General features: G+C 52.9%; 17 protein-coding genes and 1 pseudogene. 10 read left to right on the top strand and 8 right to left on the bottom strand.

What is annotated here, in order from left to right:
- The first annotated feature begins 8 nt into the window (after window positions 1–8).
- Both OWK27_RS20385 and OWK27_RS20390 read left to right on the top strand, forming a co-directional pair.
- On the top strand, window positions 9–692 hold the full coding sequence (locus tag OWK27_RS20385; protein WP_193356645.1) for a hypothetical protein: 684 nt from the start codon (window positions 9–11) through the stop codon (window positions 690–692).
- A gap of 77 nt (window positions 693–769) precedes the next feature.
- Window positions 770–1,819, top strand: coding sequence for a hypothetical protein (locus tag OWK27_RS20390; protein ID WP_267591089.1), 1,050 nt, complete (start codon window positions 770–772; stop codon window positions 1,817–1,819).
- A 177-nt stretch (window positions 1,820–1,996) separates the two neighbouring features.
- Here OWK27_RS20390 and OWK27_RS20395 read toward each other — a convergent pair whose 3' ends face one another.
- Genes OWK27_RS20395 through OWK27_RS20405 form a run of 3 tightly spaced genes read right to left on the bottom strand, consistent with a single transcriptional unit; the run spans window position 1,997 to window position 7,821 of the window.
- Entirely contained in the window at window positions 1,997–4,195 is a 2,199-nt protein-coding gene (locus OWK27_RS20395) for a DEAD/DEAH box helicase (protein WP_267591090.1), read from the bottom strand.
- Window positions 4,192–5,508, bottom strand: a complete 1,317-nt coding sequence (locus OWK27_RS20400) for an ATP-binding protein (protein ID WP_267591091.1) — start codon at window positions 5,506–5,508, stop codon at window positions 4,192–4,194. Before OWK27_RS20400 ends, OWK27_RS20395 begins: the two co-directional genes overlap by 4 nt.
- A gap of 3 nt (window positions 5,509–5,511) precedes the next feature.
- A complete protein-coding gene (locus OWK27_RS20405; RefSeq protein WP_267591092.1) occupies window positions 5,512–7,821 on the bottom strand; it encodes a TerB N-terminal domain-containing protein in 2,310 nt (769 codons plus the stop codon).
- Between the two features lie 416 nt (window positions 7,822–8,237).
- On the opposite strand from OWK27_RS20405, the pseudogene OWK27_RS20410 reads away from it, so the two are divergent.
- The 3 genes and pseudogenes from OWK27_RS20410 to OWK27_RS20420 form a co-directional block, all read left to right on the top strand.
- Window positions 8,238–8,587: pseudogene (locus OWK27_RS20410) on the top strand (transposase); the annotation flags it as partial.
- A 389-nt stretch (window positions 8,588–8,976) separates the two neighbouring features.
- A complete protein-coding gene (locus OWK27_RS20415; RefSeq protein WP_267591093.1) occupies window positions 8,977–9,699 on the top strand; it encodes a hypothetical protein in 723 nt (240 codons plus the stop codon).
- Between the two features lie 2 nt (window positions 9,700–9,701).
- On the top strand, window positions 9,702–10,166 hold the full coding sequence (locus OWK27_RS20420) for a hypothetical protein (RefSeq protein ID WP_267591094.1): 465 nt from the start codon (window positions 9,702–9,704) through the stop codon (window positions 10,164–10,166).
- A gap of 63 nt (window positions 10,167–10,229) precedes the next feature.
- On the opposite strand, the gene OWK27_RS20425 is transcribed toward OWK27_RS20420, so the two are convergent.
- The 5 genes from OWK27_RS20425 to OWK27_RS20445 form a co-directional block, all read right to left on the bottom strand.
- Window positions 10,230–11,546: an amidase family protein gene (locus OWK27_RS20425; RefSeq protein ID WP_267591095.1), complete on the bottom strand. Its 1,317-nt coding sequence runs from the start codon at window positions 11,544–11,546 to the stop codon at window positions 10,230–10,232.
- A gap of 52 nt (window positions 11,547–11,598) precedes the next feature.
- The gene (gene hisD / locus OWK27_RS20430; RefSeq protein WP_267591096.1) at window positions 11,599–12,894 is read right to left on the bottom strand and encodes a histidinol dehydrogenase; all 1,296 of its coding nucleotides are present in this window, start codon (window positions 12,892–12,894) and stop codon (window positions 11,599–11,601) included.
- Window positions 12,895–14,037 (bottom strand): ester cyclase, encoded by a 1,143-nt coding sequence (locus tag OWK27_RS20435; protein WP_148421476.1) that lies wholly within the window; start codon window positions 14,035–14,037, stop codon window positions 12,895–12,897.
- 106 nt (window positions 14,038–14,143) lie between these two features.
- Window positions 14,144–15,115 carry a nuclear transport factor 2 family protein gene (locus OWK27_RS20440; RefSeq protein WP_148421474.1) on the bottom strand — a complete coding sequence of 324 codons (972 nt, stop codon included), beginning with the start codon at window positions 15,113–15,115 and terminating at the stop codon, window positions 14,144–14,146.
- Window positions 15,112–16,182: a LacI family DNA-binding transcriptional regulator gene (locus OWK27_RS20445; RefSeq protein WP_242171418.1), complete on the bottom strand. Its 1,071-nt coding sequence runs from the start codon at window positions 16,180–16,182 to the stop codon at window positions 15,112–15,114. Before OWK27_RS20445 ends, OWK27_RS20440 begins: the two co-directional genes overlap by 4 nt.
- 306 nt (window positions 16,183–16,488) lie before the next feature.
- Between OWK27_RS20445 and OWK27_RS20450 the strand changes: the two genes are divergently transcribed.
- The 5 genes from OWK27_RS20450 (at window position 16,489) to OWK27_RS20470 (ending at window position 21,419) form a co-directional block, all read left to right on the top strand.
- Window positions 16,489–17,727, top strand: a complete 1,239-nt coding sequence (locus OWK27_RS20450; protein ID WP_193356654.1) for an MFS transporter — start codon at window positions 16,489–16,491, stop codon at window positions 17,725–17,727.
- A 76-nt stretch (window positions 17,728–17,803) separates the two neighbouring features.
- Window positions 17,804–19,126 carry a histidinol dehydrogenase gene (gene hisD, locus OWK27_RS20455; RefSeq protein WP_267591097.1) on the top strand — a complete coding sequence of 441 codons (1,323 nt, stop codon included), beginning with the start codon at window positions 17,804–17,806 and terminating at the stop codon, window positions 19,124–19,126.
- A 3-nt stretch (window positions 19,127–19,129) separates the two neighbouring features.
- Window positions 19,130–19,894, top strand: coding sequence for an SDR family NAD(P)-dependent oxidoreductase (locus OWK27_RS20460; protein WP_242171404.1), 765 nt, complete (start codon window positions 19,130–19,132; stop codon window positions 19,892–19,894).
- An 8-nt stretch (window positions 19,895–19,902) separates the two neighbouring features.
- Entirely contained in the window at window positions 19,903–20,646 is a 744-nt protein-coding gene (locus tag OWK27_RS20465; RefSeq protein ID WP_267591098.1) for an alpha/beta fold hydrolase, read from the top strand.
- Window positions 20,628–21,419 (top strand): HpcH/HpaI aldolase family protein, encoded by a 792-nt coding sequence (locus OWK27_RS20470; RefSeq protein ID WP_193356657.1) that lies wholly within the window; start codon window positions 20,628–20,630, stop codon window positions 21,417–21,419. Before OWK27_RS20465 ends, OWK27_RS20470 begins: the two co-directional genes overlap by 19 nt.
- The last annotated feature ends 1 nt before the right edge of the window (window position 21,420 follow it).

Genomic DNA, 21,420 nt, shown 5'->3' on the forward strand with positions numbered 1-21,420 from the left:
GTGTTTAAATGAGTTTTATTAAATACATTTATTCCAGTAAGACATCTGGACTGACTGAACTTACCGAGAAAGAGTACATGGACATGTTAGTGAATATATGTCCCGATAAGGCAGAAAAAGCCTTCGAGAAGGCATGGGCAACAAGAAATTTTGAAATTGAAATGTATTGGAAAAGAGCAACATACTTTTGGGCATTCATTGCAAGTATATTTGTAGGTTACTTTGCTTTAATTTCATCAGAAAATTACGTCAAGTATGATAGGTTTAATCATGTTGAAGTGTATTTTTTGATATGTATTGGCTTTGTGCTTTCGTTAGCCTGGCATTTTACTAATATAGGCAGTAAGTCGTGGCAGAGGCATTGGGAGGTTCATGTTGATTTACTTGAAGATGCCTTTACAGGCCCATTGTATAAAACCGTTCATTCCCAAATAACATACTCTGTTTCTAAAATAAATGAAATTGTAAGTTTTGTTTTTGTTTTTATTTGGCTTCTTCTTGGCGTAAAATATTTATTTGACCAAAACCTAATTCGTTCTCTTGGAGAGACTAAATCTGTAAACTGGTTTGTTGTTACAAGCACAATCATGTCATTACTCGTTGTTTTTTCGATGATATTTGGTCATGGCAGAGGTCGTTTTGGTTCAAGACCAATAAAAATGTATAGAAGAAATGTTTTTTACAAAAACTAATATTATGAGTAAATAATGACCATAAAATCTATTTACTAAGGCGTGGAATTCTATTTTCAATAAAAAGGGGGAAGTAAATGCTAAGCGATGGACTTATTGAAATACTACGAGATAAAAAAATCCCGGAAAAATTGATAAATGATGTAATAGATTCAGGCTATATACTCAGAAAATTTCATGACCCATTCTCAGGTTATAAATGGTTGAGTGTTAGTGATAAGATGTATGGCAACAAACAGCATTCCAGTTTATTTGACATTGATGATTTTGTTAAATACATCCAAGGAGATAATGTTTTCGAAAAATTACCTAACTTCACTGAAGTCACAGCGAAAAACTATAAGGATATAGAGGAAATTTTATCTGAACCAAGAAGGCAGCACTATATTAATGAAGGCACACTTTCATTTCGTGGTCAAGTATCTCAATATACTTATAAGCGAAAAATCCCGAACCCAGTAAGGGCTGATCAAAACGGAAGAGAACTATCTATATTTCCTAGTTTATATAGACAAAGTGAGGAACTGTACTCTTTCAATCTTATTCAAGATGAACAAAGGAGTTCCCTCAGTTTCCTTCAAGAGCTCGAGCCCAACAATCCGAACGTGTTCTTTGATAGTTCTTATTCACAGGATATTACGCGGGTGGAACAGCATTATGCCGCTCAAACAGCTGGTTTAGACATATCATTTGATATTGAAACAGCTATATTTTTTGCCACCTATAAGCTTCTTTTTAATTCGCATGGTAATGCATATCATAGCAAGATTAAAAAAGGTGAACATGAGGGTGTTATTTATGGATTTCGTTTTAGAGACCCTCCAGTAAAAAAAACTGAATTTCTAATTGAAAAATTTGATTTATTTAAAACATACAGACCTGAGAGGATTCTAAGGCAAAATTGTGCCTTACCATTATTTAGTGATTATGAACGTAATATTGCAATCACTGATTTAGATTTTATAATACATCTCGATAAAGATTTTGACTATGAGGGTAAAAGAGAACCTAGTTATATGTTCCCAAATATAAAGGAAGATCAATTCTATGGAAAACTGCTTGAATTGAAGGATGCGCATCCGCATTTACTTGCTAATGTTGTCGAGTATCAAGGTAGCCGAAATTAAACTTATGAGCGTTTAATGTGCCAGATGGCGATTGAGATTTTATAATCTCATGTGTCCGCTTCTCGCTCAAAGCAGACCTTATGACCTCGATTTCTGCCAGATCCCAAGAGTGGACATGGATAACATCAATCGGCCTCAATCTTAGGGGGAGCATCTCCCCCTTATTATGTAACCAGTTTACTGAAGGTGCTGCTTCAACCAAATACTCGTGCCTTCAATGTCATACGCTTTTTCCCCAAATCCTTTCGCAAGCAGGGACTCTGGTAAATACTCGTCGTATTTATCCAAGAACTTTTCTGGAACATCTTCGGCAAGATCAAATGCAGATGGTAAGCCTGACAACAGCATTTTTTTAAGCGCCTGTTGAACCATTGTGACACTTGCATCATCAATCTCTATAACACCTACGAATGAATTAGCTTTAAAACCACAGCGTATGAGCAAAGCTGTAATCGTATTCACAACTTTATCTCCCATCCAGGGAATTACGTAACAGTGTTGCCCACTCGAAATAAAATACTCACTTTGCAGGTTATAACGCTGAAAGTTACTACAACCTTCCGAAAATAGGTTTCTGGCGGCAGTATCGGCATAATCTACTTTCTTGTTACCTATTGGTATGCGGTAATCACCTTCCCTATAGATAGCGAGCATTTCCTGACGAACGGCATCATGAACAGACATTCCTCCCCCACTAAATTGTGGTGGCTGACCGCCTTTGGTTGCCTCTACATAGATAACTTTTTTCTCTGTCTCGATCTCTGTCACTTTCCAGCGCCGCCCACCGAAGATGATGTGTTGGTCTGGTAGCAGTGGGGAGTCCACAGGCACTGTTCCAAGGGTTCTGTTTCCGGTGACAATGCGGAACTCTTCTGGTGTATTGAACACGGCATAAAAAGTGTAATGGTTGGTCAGTTTCTCCCCTTCTGCCCCAACAACCATTTCGCCGCTAGCAAGTTGAGTGAGCAGGCCACACGTTCCCATATGTTTAAGCAGAATTTTGAAATCGTTTAAATCAACATTTCTGAACGGCCCTGTGTGGCATAGTCGTGACCAGAGCTGATCGGCACGAACTCCTCCCCATTGTGCGGTAATAGCAAGAATTTGGTGTAGGAGCGTGGAGTAATGCATCTGTCGAGCATCAGCCGGTTCAAACCATTGTTTAGAGATCATCAACCTGAGCATTGCCATCGACTGCACCAACTGCAGCCGTAGGTGGTCAACGATACTGCTTGTTACAGTAAGCTCATTTTCTGTAATTAGCATTCTTAGAACTGATGGGGAATCGCGTCGCCCAGAACGTCCCATACGCTGACGTAGACTGGAAACAGAATGCGGAGGCGTAACTTGTATAACCGACTTAACCTTACCGATATCAATGCCCAACTCGAGCGTCATTGTACAAACAGCTGTTGTGGGCAAATTTCCTTTCTGAAGACGAGATTCAAGCGCCTCACGTAATTCCTTGGCAAGGGAACCATGGTGGGGGAAAAATTCATTCGGAACAATTTGTTCCTCACACATGTCGCTCAGCGTTGCCGCAATGCTTTCAGTGCGCTTTCGGCTGTTTGCAAAGACCAAATGAGAATCGCCACGGCAAAGTCTAAAAATGTCAGCGCAAACGTCATGTTCAGCTGAACTCCGAAGTTCTTCCCCTTTTTGGATCACTCGCTCCAGGTACCCTTTGACCTGTACCTGAAGAGTGGCCTTGCTATTACTATCTGTAACAGTTACGCAGGGGAGTCGTTTGTCCGGGCGCAACAGTTCTGGCACTTTCTCCAGTTCCCCCAGCGTGGCACTCAACGCAACGCGGGGGATTGGATTTACCTGGCGTCCTAGCACATGGTCAATTCTATTAAGCAGAGAAAGCAGCTGTACACCACGCTCTGAGCCAATAAAAGCGTGAAACTCATCAATAACGATGTATGCGACTGAAGAAAACGCCTGTTTGAGCCAGCCCATTGAATTTATGAGCAAAGACTCAAGTGACTCAGGTGTAATCAGTAAAATGCCAGCAGGGTTCGTCCGAGCCTTCTTCTTTTTGCTTTGTGGTACATCCCCGTGCCAGGGAGTCACTGGCATTTCCAATGCATCTCCAAGGCTCCCAAGACGACGGTACTGATCGTTAATCAATGCCTTCAACGGACTGATATAGACGATGCCAAATCCATTCGTGAGATCTGCAACTGCCGAACAGGCAGGAAGAAAGAAAGCCTCTGTTTTACCCGCTGCTGTACCTGCACTGATTAGCACGTCTCGATCACGGGCTAAAATTGCCGGGATAGAACTCTCCTGCAAGGGCCTTAATGTAGACCACCCCTGCTTGTAAACCCACTTACGGACGCGGGGATCGAGGCTATCGTAGGCACTGCTCATAGTTTGAAGTTCGCCAGTCCGTCGTCGTCATCGTTTTCCTCCATAATGGCGTCATCCATATCGCTAGGTCTGTCCACTTCAATCGCCACACCCTCGATTAGTGTTTGCCAGTTCATCGTTCTGTTTTGTTCCAGCACGGCCAGCATGTCCAGGAAACCTTTTATGGTATTACGGGGGGTACGGAAGTAAGCGTCTCCAATGGTTTTACTGCAGTGATGCAGGAATCCAGTCAGTGCCTCATCTGGTACCAGATAATTCTCTGGATCTCCACCTGCATAAACATGACGAAGATTTCTCAGCAAAATATACAGTTCCTCAGGGGTGAGGCTGGCAAGATGCATAGTGGGGGATGAGTAGTCAATCACTCCTGCTTTTTGCGCGAACCGATTTTCCGCCAGACGCGACTGGAGCGCCTCATAGCTGTAAAGACCTTTACGCGGATCGAAAAGAAACTCTGGCGTACCCCCAAGGATAAAACCGATGTTCTCGGCTGAGCCTTGCAGGCAGTCATTGAGGATCCGCAAAATCTGTTCGTAGTTCGCTGTTCTTGCTTGCGTATTATTCAGCTTAAAGAGGTTCACCATTTCGTCGAGGCTGACCAAAAGACCGGCATAGCCTGCCTGGCGGACAAAAAGGCTCATCAGCTTCAGAGAATCATAGAATGAAGCGTCTGAGATAATAGTCCGAACGTCGAGATCGTTACGGGCATCAGTTTTAGTGGTGTACTCTCCCCGCAACCAGCGAATAGCATTGGATTTTAGCGTTTCGTTATCCTGCTCATGCCCGCGCCAGAATGCATCAATGACCTTTGCAAAGTCATATCCACCCACCATATCAGACAGAGCTGCCAGGCGTTTATGAATAACTGATGAAACCTCGGAGCCGTCCGTGTCCGCTTCCTTTCTTGCCTCCGTAACGAACCTTTCAACAACGCTAAGTAACGCATTACCATCCGGCTTGTTTCTGGTGGACATGTTTTTCATAAGCTCAGAATAGAGATTACGAGCCTGACCTCCCGATGAGTGAATGCGTCTGTCAGGAGAAAGGTCTGCACTGACTGACACCAGCTTCTTCTCTAGCGCAATAGAGCGCACAACACTCAGAAAGAACGTTTTACCAGAACCATATTCACCGATGATAAGTCTGAAGCTTGCACCACCGTCAGCAATCCTCTCAATATCCTGGTGGAGAGCGGTGATCTCATTCACGCGGCCAACCTGGATATGCTGAATGCCTATCCTTGGTGTTACACCTGACTTAAGTGACTGAATAATAGCGTCGCGTTCTTTAACTCTTATACGTGTTACAGACATTCACTATCCCTCTAATTCTTTGGCAATTTCCAGGTCAACCCAAATATCATCATCGGCATCGTCCAGTACTGGAGCATCAACCACCGCATAGGACCAGTCATTAATCACCTCAATCGCACCGCCGAGCATCAAATTCAAATTTCCGCACAATTCTGTCGCCTCTTTCCGGGACCACTGTTCTTTCTCCAGCAAACTGCGATAAAGCTGGCTATGTGCGGAGTCAAGGCCCCCCGCCTCCGTTAATGCGGCTGGAGCGCTTTCTGGTTCTTCCGGTTCTTCTTCGGTGAATATTGTGTTCAGTAATTTACGAACATCATCCGTGGCAGATTCGTGCCGTGCAAGTACATTAGCATCCAGTGTGAACCCTGCCGTTGGCTGATCAGTTGGTACAGACGAGACGAGATCATGTTCAGTTGAGGAATGCTGATGGATATCGCTCGAGACAGAGGAGGGATCCAGACCCAAACTTGAATAAATCTTCTCAAGCTGTTTGATTTCGGCAGGCGCTATTATTCCATCCGAGCAGGCAACGCTAACGATAACTTTACCCACTGCTGCTTTTTCCGTAGCCCCCATCATTTCAATCCTGCTTTTCATTCCCGTCATATTGGCTGGGGTATGAAGCTGCCACGTTAAATACGCGTGTAGAGAGCGCTTTTCATCATCGGTGAAGCCAGTATTGTTGTTGATGGCATTCTCAAGCACTTTCTGTTCAGCTTGATCAAGAGAATCGTCAATCAAGGCGACCATCGCCCCTAATCTGAGCGTCATTACTGCTGAGATAAATTCAGGAGAAGGTGAAAAGCGTCCACCTTCGGCGGCAGGGAATAGAACAAGTGTCCCATCAACATCCGCCTTCACATGGTGATAATACGGGTCAGGAGCCAGACCGTAACCCATCATCAGAGCAAAGGCCTGCATCAAATCGGCCTCTTTTTTATTGATCTTATTGGGGCAACTGGCATTCATATGTGCCCAAAAGTCAGCAATTGAGACTAACCCCTCCTTGACGAGGATCGCCTCATCAGCCCAGCGTTTGAATGAGCTTAATATTTTTTCTGCGCTTTCATTAACGATCTCTGAAGGGAGCAACATAATTGCAGCCGTATCATTGACTGACGTACCTTTCCGGCCAAGGTAGCGACTGTAAGCATCAAGTTCATCTGTACATATGTCGGCAAGGGCCATAATTTTTTGGACAGGCCCCTTCAATGCACTTGGATCAGGCAGGTCGGGAACAGGAAGTCGGACACCTCGCAAACTAGGACTTGCTGGTGTGTAATCTAACCTTAGGCGCGTTTTATTCGCCTTAACGACCATCCCTTCACCATATTTGAGGGTGTAACGCCGTTTGAAAAGCGCAGCAAACTCTTTAGCACAGCGGCGAGCCGGGGTACGCAGCGAATACTCGGTGTGGTTTATTACCCAGTTCAACGCCAGTTCAGCTGATACAGGAACTCCTTCATGTACAGTTTTTGCCAGAGCCAGCTTAAATTGCATGCTGTTGCTGAAACCTGAATTGCTATCGAGCTCAGTGGCTAAGCCCATGTTCGGGCGCAGAATAGACATGGCTTCGAGTAATTGGGTCGAATATCCACGGAATGAGCGGTTCTCGATGAATACCGATCTCAACCGAGCGACTTCATTAAATAGATTACGGAACTCAGCATCAGGGGATTTTGGGTCAGTGGAATCTACGAGCGCTTTTCTTTCCAGGCCGTAGAGATAGATAAAAACATAGCCGATAGGACACGATGGATCAGACCTATCGCTGGCGAGCCAACTGACATACGCACCGCGTGCTTCTGGGGAAAGAGAGGAAAAACTGGGCCAGTATCCTAATGAACTGTCTTCGTAAAGATACGAAGTGGGTTGTATCTTACATGTGTCATCAATTAATGATGCCTCACTTCCATCGTCATAATAGCCATTTAAATTATTGCCTGCGGGCTTCATACGCTGACCAAAGTAGAATTGACCACCGAAAATATCTACACCTCCTACAGCAATCTTCTCCCCCATCTGCACCCATCGCGCTGCGGTTCTGTTCTTTTTTGAAGTTTGCGGATATACAGCAGGCGTTATGCTGACCTCGATCCCCTGGCCACTGCTGAGTGTAAAAGTGGCCAGATTGTCATCTTCACGTTCATCATCTTGCACAATAGCCTCTTGTTTTCTGATGTCAGCAAGCCATTCTTTGGGGGGAGCTTTAGCTGGTTTTGGTGAATAAATTACTGGAGGTCTATGTTTTTTCTTTCTGAAAAACAATAGATAAACAACATAAATCACCGCTAAAAATATCCATAACTCCATGGGTAGTAACCTTAAACATGACTTTTCGCACACGCCAAAGGATGGCAATGGGAAACAGTGAAGGGGATTGATCTGAAAATAATACAACTATATTGCGAGGGCTAAAACCAAAACATAGCCAAAGCTTGCTAGCTGTTTTAATTTTTAAAACAGCTAGTTAAATATTTTACCAGTAAGTTATTCAAGATGTAGTGAACTAGTGACTGTTATAAAAGTACATCAGACATGTTAACAAACGGCAGTACCCTCCTTTACCCATTAGGTATGAATCTGCCAATAGTGTAAGTATCCCGCATAATCGTGCCATTAACATTTAGAGATCGTCCGGCATAATCAATCTACCAATGAAGGAGATCGCTATGTGTAAAACTCATTTTCCTAAGCATCAAATTATCGCCGGGATTAAATCTGTTTAAATCGGACGAACCGTAAAAGACGTCTGCCGGGAAGCCTGTGTCTCTGAAGCCACCTGCTACAACATGAAGTCCAGATACGACGGCATGGAAGCTTCTAATTTTAAAAAGGACATGGATATTGAAGACGAGAACTGCCGTCTAAAACAGTTGTTTGCCGACCTGAGCTGGAAAATCGGGCGCTGAAAGGCGTTATTGATAAAAAAGCTTTAAAACCAGCTTTTTAGCGTGAGCTGTTCACTCATCCGATAACGACATTCGGACTCAAGTTCACCCACGCCTACCGGAGTCTTAACATTAGCGAAACGGTTTATCATTGTCGTCCCAATATTACGCGTGATGACCCTTTATTGCTGCATAATAGCCAGGTTGATTGATTTACCTTACAGGCCCAAAAGTTTTTCTGTCGACACAATATCGTCACGTAAGTCTCCTGGTGGCTGCCTGAGCACGGTTAAGGGTAGACAATGATAACGGCTCAGACACCGGTGAACGCTTACTCTCGCCTATGGATTGAAGCATGCTGAATGCGCCCTGTTTTTGCAGAACGAACAATGAAACATGCTTATACCGCCACCTTTGTACCGCCCTTCTCAGCCAACTTTTCCGCATGCCTGTTTCATCTGGGTGAACAGCAATCAGTGAACGCTATACCCACCAACCGTAAATGAGATCTTTTAAGAAAAATGTGCTAGATATTTGTGCAGCGCTTTCCACTCATAATAAAAGGACTAATGAGGATATGGATACGACGTTACTCAATGCGTTAGACGCCAGCGAACACGATAAATTTGATAGCGCAATAAATGCCCTGCAAGGCGATGTTTCAGCGGTAGCGGCAAGGTTAACTATCGATCCCCGCCTGCGCCTTGAATACTCACGGCGCATCAAAGAAATGTCAGCAGACTTAAGAGCAAAAGCGACGGCTGGTGTGATTTCATGGGAAAAAGCTGCCCAGGAAGCTCAGCAAACCCGTAATTTGATAATGGAAATGGTGAGAGCGCGCAGTACACCGCTTGGCCGCGCAATGGCCGAACAATTGAAATCAGAAGGGAAAACGCTCAATGAGCTAGTAGCTAAAAAAGCGAAATCCTTGTTTGGCTCTCAGGCAAATTTTAATAGCCTCTCTGAAGTACAAAAAAACCAAATTTATGCAGGTATTGTGGAATCCGCGGGTAAATCTAATCCGCAAGTGAACATGAAAATGATGCAGCTCTCCCGTTTAGGAAAAGGGCTCGTCGTTCTCTCGATTGCGATTTCTGTCTACGAAGTTTATACCGCAGACGATAAGGTCTCAGAATCTGGGCGGCAAATAGCGATAAATAGCGCTGGTATTGCCGGTGCTGCCGCAGGTGGCGCGATGGCGGGGTTGATGTGTGGGCCCGGTGCACCTGTTTGCGTACTCATCGGAGGTTTTGTTGGCGGTGCTCTTGCCGCATGGGAAATGGGACGTTTGTGGAATTGATTATGCAACAGGTTAATTCACTATCGCTGGTAAAAGTTCACGATGCTACCAGCTTATCTCAGGCTCAGTCTGAGGTTGTGCTCGGTGGTAGCAGAACAGGCATTATTGTACCAGGGCAAATACTGGAAGCAGCAGTTCAGGTTAATGACCGGCGCTATATCCTTTTTTTGACGGATGACGTTATTTTTGAGGAATCACTGACTATTGCGCTTATCGATGTTAACGATGGCGTTAAGGAGATCGTTCGTCTGGGTAATGAGTACTCGACGGGAAGCTTTGAGGGATTATCCGTTACGGCGGACAGCATCAAATTCAGATTCATTGGTGATTATGCGTGGGAGATTAAAATCTCGGATACACCGCGCCTGAGGCTTCCTTTTGGATCAGATCCCAAAGGTGTAAAGCGAGAGGCAGGACTAAAAAAATACATAACGATCTCGGCCACTCCTGTACCAGCGAGCGATTGATGATGGCCTGAGCCATGAGGGGATCTCACGAAAGCCCGACTGGCACAGGCCCTGCGGGCTTTTTTATATCAGCTCCTTTCTGCCAAACGCCCGCTCGCACGCCAGCGCCAGCACCATCAGCGCCGTCTCGTCCTCCTGCGGCGATAGAATCTCCATCCCCACCGGCAGCCCATTACCGTTCACGCCGCACGGCAACGTTATTGCGGGCAGACCGCTGATGGCGGCAAGCTCCGGCGCACACCCGGGCGGCATCTTCGCCATGCTGTCCGGTAATCGCTGTACGGTGGGATATAAAAAACCATCGATGCGCTGCTCCGCCGCTACCTGGCACAGGCTCTGGCGCAACAGGCGCTGAAGGCGCCGTCCCGCCAGCCAGAGCGGGGTTTTCAGCGTATCGCAGGCCAGCATCTGCTTCAGAAACGGTGCGAACTCGGGCAGGAAAGCGCCGGAGGCCACAATTTCCGCGAGCCCTGATGGCGCACCCGGCTGTTTAGCGAGCCAGCGGTCAAACGCAACGCGAAATTCATACAGGCTCAGGCACGTCGCCTGCCTTACGTCGTCCAGCAAAGGCAGTGATACCTCCACCAGCGTCGCCCCGGCGCGGCTCAGCGCGTGAAGCGCCGCCTGCCACACCGCCAGCTGTGCTTCATCCTCTCCCTGTAGCGCGGTAACCACACCGAACCGGGCGCCGTTCAGCGGGCGCGCCGGAAGGGTTACCGGAGAAAATCCGTGGATGACCGCATGCAGCAACGCGGCATCTTCAACGCTATGTACCATTGGCCCGACGGTGTCCTTGCTCGGCGACAGCGGCGCAACGCCGTCTAGCTGCGCCCGGCGAAATGCGGGCCGAAGCCCTACCAGCCCGGTATAGCTACAGGGAATGCGGATGGAGCCGCCGGTATCGGTGCCCAGCGCGCCATCGGCCATTCCGGCCGCGACCGCGGCGGCACAGCCTCCGCTGGAGCCTCCGGCCGTCACCGACGGCCAAAGCGGATTCGCTACGTCTCCACCCAGCGAGCTTCGCGATCGCACGTCAAAGGCAAACTCGGACATATTGGCCCTGGCGAGAATAATCGCCCCGGCCCGGCGAAGCCGCTGTACGACAAGCGCATCCGATGTCGCACCGAGCGAGGCCAGCGCGCGGCAGCCAAGGGTAACCGGCATCGGCGCGCAGGCGATATTATCTTTAACGATCAGCGGAACGCCGTGCAAAGGGCCAACCTGCACGCCGCGCCGACGCAGCTGCTGATACCGTTGCGCCTGAGAGATGGCGTCAGGGTTAACGCCGAGGATCGCGTTGAGCGCACGGTGTCGCTGGATGATTTCAAGACGGCGGGCGATCTCTTCCGGAACGTCGTCTGGCGGTAGCAGGCGCTTCATAGCCTCAGGTTCTCCCAGCTAAAACCGGGCAGAAAGCTGCCCGGCGTATCGTTTAGTCCCGCATGCCGCTGGTAATGGCGTCGATGTCCTGCGGACGCAGGCGGATTTCTGCCGCCCGTCGGTGCCCCTGCATGCCTTCCGTACGGCTCTGGCGGATCGCCGGCTCCGCAATCGCCGGGATGCCCTGCTCGTCAATCCACTGATGGGTACAGATTTTGACGTACGCCCCCACCCACAGCCCGCCGGTATAACGTGCCGCCGCCATCGTCGGTAGCGTATGGTTGGTGCCGCAACATTTATCGGAGAACACCACGCTGGCGTTCTGGCCGATAAACAACGAACCATAGTTGCGGATCTTCGCAGCCGTGGCGTGCGGATCGCGGGTATGAACCTGCAAATGCTCCGTCGCCATCCGGTCGGCAAAGGCAATCAGCTGCGCTTCATCTTCGCAAAGCACAATCTCCCCCTGCCGGCGCCACGCTTCGCCAGCCGTTGCCGCCGTTGGCAGGCTGGCGAGCTGACGCTCAACTTCCGCCAGGGTGTGCGTTGCAATATCCCTGCTGGTGGTCGCCAGCCCAACGCGGGTGTGAATATCGTGCTCCGCCTGCGCCAGCATATCGGCGGCAAGAATACGCGGGTCGGCGCTGTCGTCAGCGATGGTGAAAATCTCGCTCGGCCCGGCGAGCGCGTCAATGCCGACTTTACCAAACACCTGGCGCTTCGCCTCGTTAACGAAGGCGTTGCCGGGCCCAACAATTTTGTCCACCGACGGAATACTGTCCGTTCCCCAGGCCATCGCCGCAATAGCCTGCGCGCCGCCCACTTTGAAAATGCGATGCGCCCCCGCCAGGTGGCAGACCGCGATCATCGCCGGATGCGCGCCCGGCGGCAGGCAGGCGATAATCTGCTCGCAGCCCGCGACCGTCGCAGGAACGATCGACATCACCGGCGCGGAGAGAATCGGATAACGCCCCCCCGGCACGTAGCAGCCCACCGTCTGCACCGGGATGATCCGGTGACCAAGATGCACGCCGGGCAGCGTCTCTACCTCCAGCGGCTGCATGGTCGCCAGCTGCGCCTGTGCAAAACGACGCACCTGACTAATGGCGAACTCGCTGTCGCGACGCGTCCGGTCATCCATCCCTTCCAGCGCTTCGGCGATCTCCCGCTCGCTCACCTCAAACTGCGCCGGCACGACGTTATCAAACTGCTGCGAAAAGTCTCTCAGCGCCGCGTCGCCCTCGGTTTTGACGCGTTCGATAATGGCGCTGACCTTATCGGTCAGCGAACGGTCGGCCTGTGCATCCTGCCCCTGCGGGCGCTTAATCCAGCTCACCTGATTGCTCATCTACGCGTCCTCCATCTGGCCGAGTTTGATTTGCGCCAGCAGCGCAAGGTGGTCATAAACGATCCACTCGTCGACAATTTTTCCGTTAACGATGTGGTAGTGCGACATGCCCATCACGAACAGGCGTTCCCCGGTAGGCTTGCCCAGCTCCCCGTAGCCCAGATGATGGCCCTCGATAATCCAGCGAACCGCCACCTTCACGCCGCCTTCGTCGCAGGGGTTAGAGCAGATATGCTGCGGCAGCCACGCGCCGTCAGGGATCATCCCCACCAGCGCCAGCGTCTGGTGCGTCACCGCCGCCGTACCGTACAGCTCCTTCATCAGCGGCCCGTGCCACTGCACGTTCGGCGCGTAAACCTCTTTGATCTTGCCGAACATGCGGCGATTATAAATTTCGTGCAGCCAGCGCAGGCACTGCTCTTCCGTATCGGTGTGCGCAAGCGAAACATCACACTCCATCTCTGGCGGATACTGCCCCAGCATGCGGCCATTTTCGCCGATGTCCATAACGCGGAAGCCTTTATCGAACTGCTCTTTCGCCATATCAAACGCGATGCGATCGGTATCCAGGCCGAGCTGCTTCATCAACGACATGTTGTCGCTGACCACCCACTCCCGGTAAATTTTGTTTTCGTGGATCATACAATCCGCCACGGTACGGGTTACGAAGGTGCGGTTTGTCGGCTTGCCTAAATGGCTGTGCTGGGTATGCCGCCCGCTCCCCGTCACCAGGTGCGAGGTATAAAAACCGTCCACATCATTCCCGTTCCAGATAACCTGGGTGGCCATGCCGCGCCGCTCCGGGAAGGCAATTAAGCGTTGCAGCGTATCCTGAACGACCTGCTCGCGGTTATATAATGTGCCCAGCGCGTTATACAGCACGCAGTTATGGGTATAGTGGGAATAAATTAAGCCGACGTCGCGCTCGTCCCATATTTTATGGGTGCAGCGAACGATATAATCGACAATATCGGTGTAGCAGTCATCAAAGCCGCGTAACGACTGTACGCGCGGGCGTTTTTCCGGTACCAGGTCGACAAAATCACGACGTTCAACCTGTAATACCGGCTCGTCTTTTAACGCTTTCACACTGTTTTTTTCGGGTACGGCTGGTGCTTTATTTGTTGCTTCAGTTGAAGACATATAAACTCCTGCTCTGTTTTCAGACAATAAAAACCCGCACCCGTAAGTGTGGGTGAATTAAACGCGAAAAGTAGTGGCAGCCAGAATAAGGGCGCTGCCGCCCCTGTTAATTAAAGAGTTGCGACCAAATCGCTAATTCATCAATACCCAGATATTCCCGGAAAATTAATCCATCGCGTAATTCAAGCTGGCTGATGCCGGTTACGGAAACGGGTTTACGGGTTGGTGCGCCAAATTTGCCGTAACCGTCATGCCAGGTTAATAACGACCAGCGCAAGGAAAGCCGGACTGGCTCGTTGGGATCCTTACGCACGATCAGGTGATGAAGCTGCGTCTCGCTGTCGGCAAATGAGGCGCGGTAGCCGGAAAGCTGTGCGCCAATGTCCTGTTCCCCGGTACAGATGCAGTGGCCGGGCGCGTACAGCGTCGCCGCAGGATGATATAAACCGGGCACCACGCCGCTGTTGCCGCCCGCCCACATCGTCAGATAGCGCTCCACCACGCCTGCCAGCGCCCCTTCCACATCATCGCCGTCAGGCCCGCCCGCCCAGCGGGCGTCCAGCGTCTCGGCAGACACCGACTCCACCCCAAGCTGCTGACGCATGCTCGCGAGGTTAAAGGCAAACTCGCGGATATCCAGCCCCAGCTGCGCCACGATTGCCGCGCGATCCTGGAGCAACCACTCCTGGCGCACGGCCCCGTCGACGCAAAGGCGATCGGCCCACGTGCGTACCCAGACGTTTTTACCGGTCGGGGGGCCAAAAAACCCCTCGCCCTGATGCTGGATCCGGGCAACGGTACGCTGCGCGGCGTAGTGCTCCTCGCCCGGATTCTGACTGCACAGGATATCCTCGGTCAGCACCGTGCGCTGCGGGAAGCTGTGCATCGCCTCAAGCGTAAGGCGCATAAACTGGGAAAGCTCGTGCAGCTGTTTTTCAGGGGTGGTAAAGACCACCGGGGTGGCGTAAAAATCCGCCAGCTGTCCGATATCCTTCTGCTCCCACACCACATGCGTGAGCGTCAAAATGAACTGCTGGAGAGTGTCGAACTGTGGGCTGAAGCCCCGCAATCTGGTCATTTGCGCTCCTTTAACTGGTAAAGCGTAACCCCATTGGTTTCGATAACGCCGCTGCGCGGACGGCGCGCCGAGTGGCGTATCACCAGCGTGCCGGGCACCGTAATCTGTTCAGGCTCGATGGTTCCGCTGTCAATTTGCTTCATTAACAGGTCCACCGTGGCGTCCACCATCGCGCCTACCGGCTGTGATGCCGAGGTGAGCGCATAGGAGGGCCAGCCGGAAGGGCCGATATCGTCATATCCGACAACGGAGACCTCCTCCGGAACGCGCAGCCCAAACTCATAGCGCGCCACGTCCATCACCGTGACGGCCATATGGTCGTTAGCAACGAAGACGGCATCGGGCGCAGGCGACGCCGAAAACAGGGCGTAGGCCGCGCGGGTCGTCTGTTGGACATCGTAATTGCCGTGCACTACCCGCACGTCGGTAATGCCGTGTTCTTCCAGCGTGGTGATAAACCCGCGCTGGCGGGCAATATTGACCGGGGAATCCGCGACGCCGCCCACATAGGCAAAACGCTGATGCTCCCCCGCCAGCAAAAACTCGGCAATCTGCCGCGCCGCCGCTTCGTTATTGCTGTTTACGCTGGAGGCCATTCCGCTCTCTTCGCTGCGGTTAAACAGCACCACCGGTATTCCGGCAGCCAGACACTCTTCGGACAGCTCCAGCGACAGCGTCACCGAGGCCAGCACAATGCCATCCACCCGGTACTGCATGATCTGGTCAAAAATACGGTCGACGTTGCCTTCACGGTCGCCGACAAACAGCAGCAGGTGATAGTTCAGCGTGTCCAGTTTTTGTGCCAGCGCCTCCAGCACCTGCGAGTAAAAGGGGTTGTCAAAGTAGGAGATCACCACGCCGATAATGCGCGAACGCGCCGTATTGAGCGAACGGGCTATCGCATTCGGGCGATAGCCTAGCTCCCGCGCCGCCTTCAGCACTTTTTCACGCGTCGCCGGCGAAATACTGGCTCCCGGCGTAAACGTTCGCGACACTGCGGATTGCGATACGCCCGCCAGCTGCGCGACCTGCTGGGATGTGACTGCTGCAAAAGTCTTACGTTTCATTACCCCTGATTCCTTATCAACGCCCCACCCTTTCCGGCCTGTTCAAACGCCTCAGCGAGTGGGTGTTTTTTATACTTACACCACCTTTGCATGCGTATGCAACACAAAAAATTAAAATTCTCACAACAAGATCGAGATCACTTTACAAAAATGAAACCTTCTCGTAACTTCAATTCTTGAATACGTATGCAAAGCGTTTTCATACCGTCATGGTACCGGAGAGAACAGGAGTCGCCCAAAGGACTGAACCGGTAAACGTCGTACTTGGCTGGTGATAACCCATTACTTTTTAAGAGGTTCAGAACCATGTTGCGAGCACTGTTACGCCGTCGGGAAGCCCGGCTCTTTTTCATTATCAGCATTCTGTTCTTCATCTGTATTCACAGCATTGATGCCTTTCTGGCACCCATGATGATCAACCAGGGTATAGAGCCACAGATCATGGGGATCGTCATGGGCGCCTCCGGGCTGGCAACCCTGCTTATACGCTTCCCGCTCGGCATTATTTCCGACGTGGTAAAGAGCCGCAGGATATTTATCCAGATTGGTCTGGTGCTGCCGATTATCGCCTGGCCAATTGCATGGCTTGAGCCCAACGCCATCACGCTGTATATAGCGAAAGCGGCCGACGGCGTCACCGCGGCGACCTGGGTGCTGTACAACATCCTGTTTATGCGCTATTTCGAACGCGACGAAGCCCCTGCCGCCGTCGCGCTGCTGGCGCTGGCCGGCCCCGTCGGCGTGTTTCTCGGCAACTGCATTGGCGCGGTGCTGATTCACTACTTTGCGAACAATATCGCCTTCTTCGTCTCCTGCATTTCTGCCCTGGTCGCGCTGATCCTGACGACCCGTATCCAGGACGTGCACGACCCGGTGCAGGCCCCCACGCTTAAGGCCTGCATCACCGGCGCGCGCCAGCAGCTGGCCGACCGTTCCGTCTGGCTACTCGGCATTCTTGCAACCGTCGTGATTCTGGTTCCCTTCGCCACCCGCGACACGCTGACGCCGGTCTACGCCGAACAGCTCGGCGCCCGGGCGGGGATCCTCGCGGTGCTCGGAAATATCCACCTTCTGTTTTACGGGCTGGCTATCGCCCTGTGCAGCTCGGTCTTTTATCAGCGCCTTGGCCTGGTTAAAACCGCCGTACTCGGCATCGTCTTACAGGTGGTCTCCACCTTCGGCATCCCCTTCACCAGCAATATGTACGTCATTTACCTGTGGCAGGCGCTGGCAGGCTTTTCGTTCGGCATGGCCTTCGCCGCCTTTATGTCGCTTAGCGTGGTGAATACGACCTCCGACGAGCAATCCACGCGGATGGGGTTATTCCAGACCATCTATTCCTGCGGCATGTTTGTCGGGCCGGTGATGATGGGCGTCATGATGCAGCATATAAACCTGTCGTCCGGTTATATATTAATTGCCGCCCTTTCCGTTATTGCCGCCATTGCCACCCCGCTGTCCGCCCGCTGGGTATATACCCGCAAGGCACAGAGATCGTCCCGGTTATTAAAAAACGGCGCGTACGCAGCCGCACCGGATCGATAACGCATTCTGAATATAAAAAACCTATCCCGGCTCGCCGGGAGGGCATCTGTCATCTGAAAAAGGTAAGGAGTTACGCGTGTCGTGGAAATTAAAAAGCGGTAAATCTACCGAAGAACGCCAGCAGGCCAGCCAGCAAATAAGAGAAACGGTTGAACACATACTTGCAGATATAGAAAAGCGCGGGAATAAAGCCATCCGCGAATTATCAATTAAATTCGATCGCTATGACCGTCAGGATTATCGCCTGACGCCAGCGGAGATTGACCGCTGCATTAAGCAGCTAAGCCGCCAGGATATTCAGGATATTGAATTTGCCCAGCAGCAGGTGGCGAATTTTGCCCGCGCGCAGAAAGCGTGTTTGCGGGATCTGGAAATTGAAACGCGCCCCGGCGTTATTCTCGGGCATAAAAATATTCCGATTAACGCCGTAGGGTGCTATGTGCCCGGCGGAAAATATCCTCTGCTCGCCTCCGCCCACATGTCGATCATCACCGCCAGCGTGGCGGGATGCTCACGGATCGTCAGCTGTGCCCCGCCGTTTAACGGCGAGCCTGCTCCCGCCATCGTCGCGGCACAAAAAATGGCCGGAGCAACGGAAATTTATGCCCTGGGGGGCATTCAGGCGATTGGCGCAATGGCGCTGGGCACCGGCTCGCTGGCACCGGTCGACATGCTGGTCGGCCCCGGCAACGCCTTCGTCGCGGAGGCCAAGCGCCAGCTGTTTGGCCGGGTAGGTATCGATCTGTTTGCCGGTCCCACGGAAACGCTGGTGATCGCCGATGAAACCGTTGATGCGGAAATGTGCGCCACGGACCTGCTGGGCCAGGCGGAACACGGCGTCACCACGCCCGCCATCCTGCTGACGAACTCGCTTCAGCTTGCGAAAGAGACGCTCGGCGAAGTGGAACGGCTGCTGGAAAAACTCCCTACCGCCGACATCGCCCGCCAGTCGTGGCGGGACTATGGCGAAATTATCGTGTGCGAGAGCTACGACGAGATGCTGCTGGAGGCGGATCGTATTGCTTCCGAACACGTTCAGGTCATGACCGACCGGGACGACTGGTTCCTTGCCAGCCTGACCAACTACGGCGCGCTGTTCCTCGGCCCGCGCACCAACGTTGCCTATGGCGATAAGGTGATCGGCACCAACCACACGCTGCCGACGCAAAAAGCCGCGCGCTACACCGGGGGGCTGTGGGTCGGCAAGTTCATGAAAACCTGCACCTTCCAGAAAGTCCTTAGCGACGAAGCGACCGCCGAAATCGGCAGCTATTGCTCACGCCTGTCGCTGCTGGAAGGGTTCGCCGGTCATGCCGAGCAGGCCAACATTCGCGTGCGCCGTTACGGCCAGACCGAGGTGCCCTACGCCACGCCTGCCCCGGTGCGGGAAAAGGTGTAATTCATGACGCTACCGCAAACGCCTTCTTTTTACCTGCACGGCAAACGCGCGCTGGTCACCGGCGGCTCCAGAGGAATTGGCTTTGCCGCCGCCGTTGCGCTCGCGCAGGCGGGCGCAGAGGTATGGATTGCCGCCCGGGATCGTGACGCGCTGGCGAGCGCCGCCGGCCTGGCCGCCGGACACCGGCTCACGCTTCAGACGGTAGCGCTGGATATCACCCAACCCCATGACGTGGAGCGCGCGCTGGCAAACCTGCCGGATCTCGACATTCTGGTGAACAGCGCCGGGCTGGCGCGTCACCAGCCATTTCTTGAGGTCAGCGAGGAAAATTTTGATGCGGTGATGGCGCTCAATCTGCGCGCCACCTTTTTTGTCAGCCAGCGCGTCGCCGGGCGAATGCGGGCGGGCAATAAAGGCGGGTCGATCGTTCACGTCTCTTCGCAAATGGGGCACGTGGGCGGCCCCGGGCGCAGCGTGTATTGCGCCTCCAAGTTCGCCCTTGAAGGGCTAACCCGAACCATGGCGCTGGAGCTGGGTGAGGCGGGGATTCGGGTAAATACGCTCTGCCCGACCTTTATTGAAACCGACCTTTCCCGTTCGTCGCTGGCCGATCCGGCGTTTCGCCACTACGTGCTGGAGAACATCAAGCTGCGCCGGCTGGGCAGGCTTGAGGACATTATGGGCCCGGTGGTCTTTCTCGCCTCTGATGCCGCCGCGCTGATCACCGGCAGCGCGCTGATGGTTGACGGCGGCTGGACGGCAACGTGAGGGATACGATGGCACTTCCGCTTCTCGATAACACCGACCTGCCGCTGGTGCTGCTGGGCGGCACGCTCTGTAACGCCCGCCTCTGGCAGCCCGTCATTGAGCGGCTGAACGTTCCGGCGGTGCTGTGCGTCACGCTGACGGGAGCAGAGTCCGCGCGGCAGGCGTCACGGCGGCTGTTAACCGTGCTGCCGCCGCGCTTCCTGCTGGCCGGGTTTTCTCTCGGCGCGATTGTCGCGCTGCAAATTGCCGCCGACGCGCCAGAAAGGCTAAAGGGGCTGGCATTGATGTCCGCCAATCCCCTCGCCGATCCGCCGGAAAATGCCGCGCGGCGGCGGGAAGCGGTACGCGCCGCCCGGTCGCAGGGCGTGGCTGACTGGCTGGCGTCGTCCCTGTGGCGAAGCTACGTCGCCCCGTCACGCCTGCACGACCGCGCTCTGCGGGAGGTTATCTGCCGAATGGCGGAGGAGTGCGGCATCGCCACCTTCGCACAGCAGACGGAAATAGCCATTCACCGGCAGGATAACAGGGCAGCGTTTAACGCCCTCTCCTGCCCCACCCTACTTATCAACGGGGCGCAGGACGCGATCTGCACGCCCCAACATCACCAGTTACTGGCGGCAGGCAACGCGGACGCGACGTGGTACACGGTGGAGACCGGCGGGCATTTTATACCGCTGGAAACCCCGGACGAGGTCGCCCCGCCGCTGCGTCAGTGGATAACGGAGTGCATACAGTGCGCAACAACAGACTAAAGACCGCAGTACGGGAAAATATCCCGATCGTTAACGGCTGGCTGGCGATCCCCTCCGGCTATAGCGCGGAAATAATCGGCCACCAGGGATACGACGCCGTCACCGTCGATTTGCAGCACGGCATGATCGATTTTGCCAGCGCGCTGACGATGCTTCAGGCGCTTTCAGCCACCCCAGCCGTGCCGCTGGTGCGCGTTGCGGATAACGATCCGGCGCAAATTATGCGCGTGCTGGACGCAGGAGCCTACGGCGTGATCTGCCCGATGATCTCCAGCGCCGAGGAGGCCCGTCGCTTCGTCGCCGCGTGCCGCTATCCGCCGCTGGGCGTTCGCTCTTTTGGCCCGGCGCGAGGGCTGCTTTACGGCGGAAGCGATTATCCCCGGCACGCCAACGACGAGATCCTGACCCTGGCGATGATCGAAACCCGCGAGGGGCTGGCAAACCTTGACGCGATCCTCGACACCGACGGGCTGGACGGCGTGTTTATTGGCCCCAACGATCTCTCCCTGACGCTGACGGGCAGCGCCAGCGCTGAATCCCGGCACCCTGAAATGGTTGCCGCCGTTGAGCGGGTGGTTGACCGCTGCCGCCGGCAGCAAAAAATTGCCGGGATCTTCTGTACTTCCGGCACCGCCGCCGCGGCGCGTATTGCGCAGGGGTTCCGGTTTGTCACGCCCGCAAACGACGTCATGCAGCTGGGCCGCGCCTCGCGTGAGGCCATTGCCCTCGCGCGCGGCAACGCTATCCCCGCCACCGGCGCGTCCGGTTATTAAA

The organism is Enterobacter cloacae complex sp. 2022EL-00788 (genome assembly GCF_026627565.1).
In the GTDB taxonomy this organism is placed as follows: Bacteria; Pseudomonadota; Gammaproteobacteria; order Enterobacterales; family Enterobacteriaceae; genus Enterobacter; species Enterobacter pasteurii.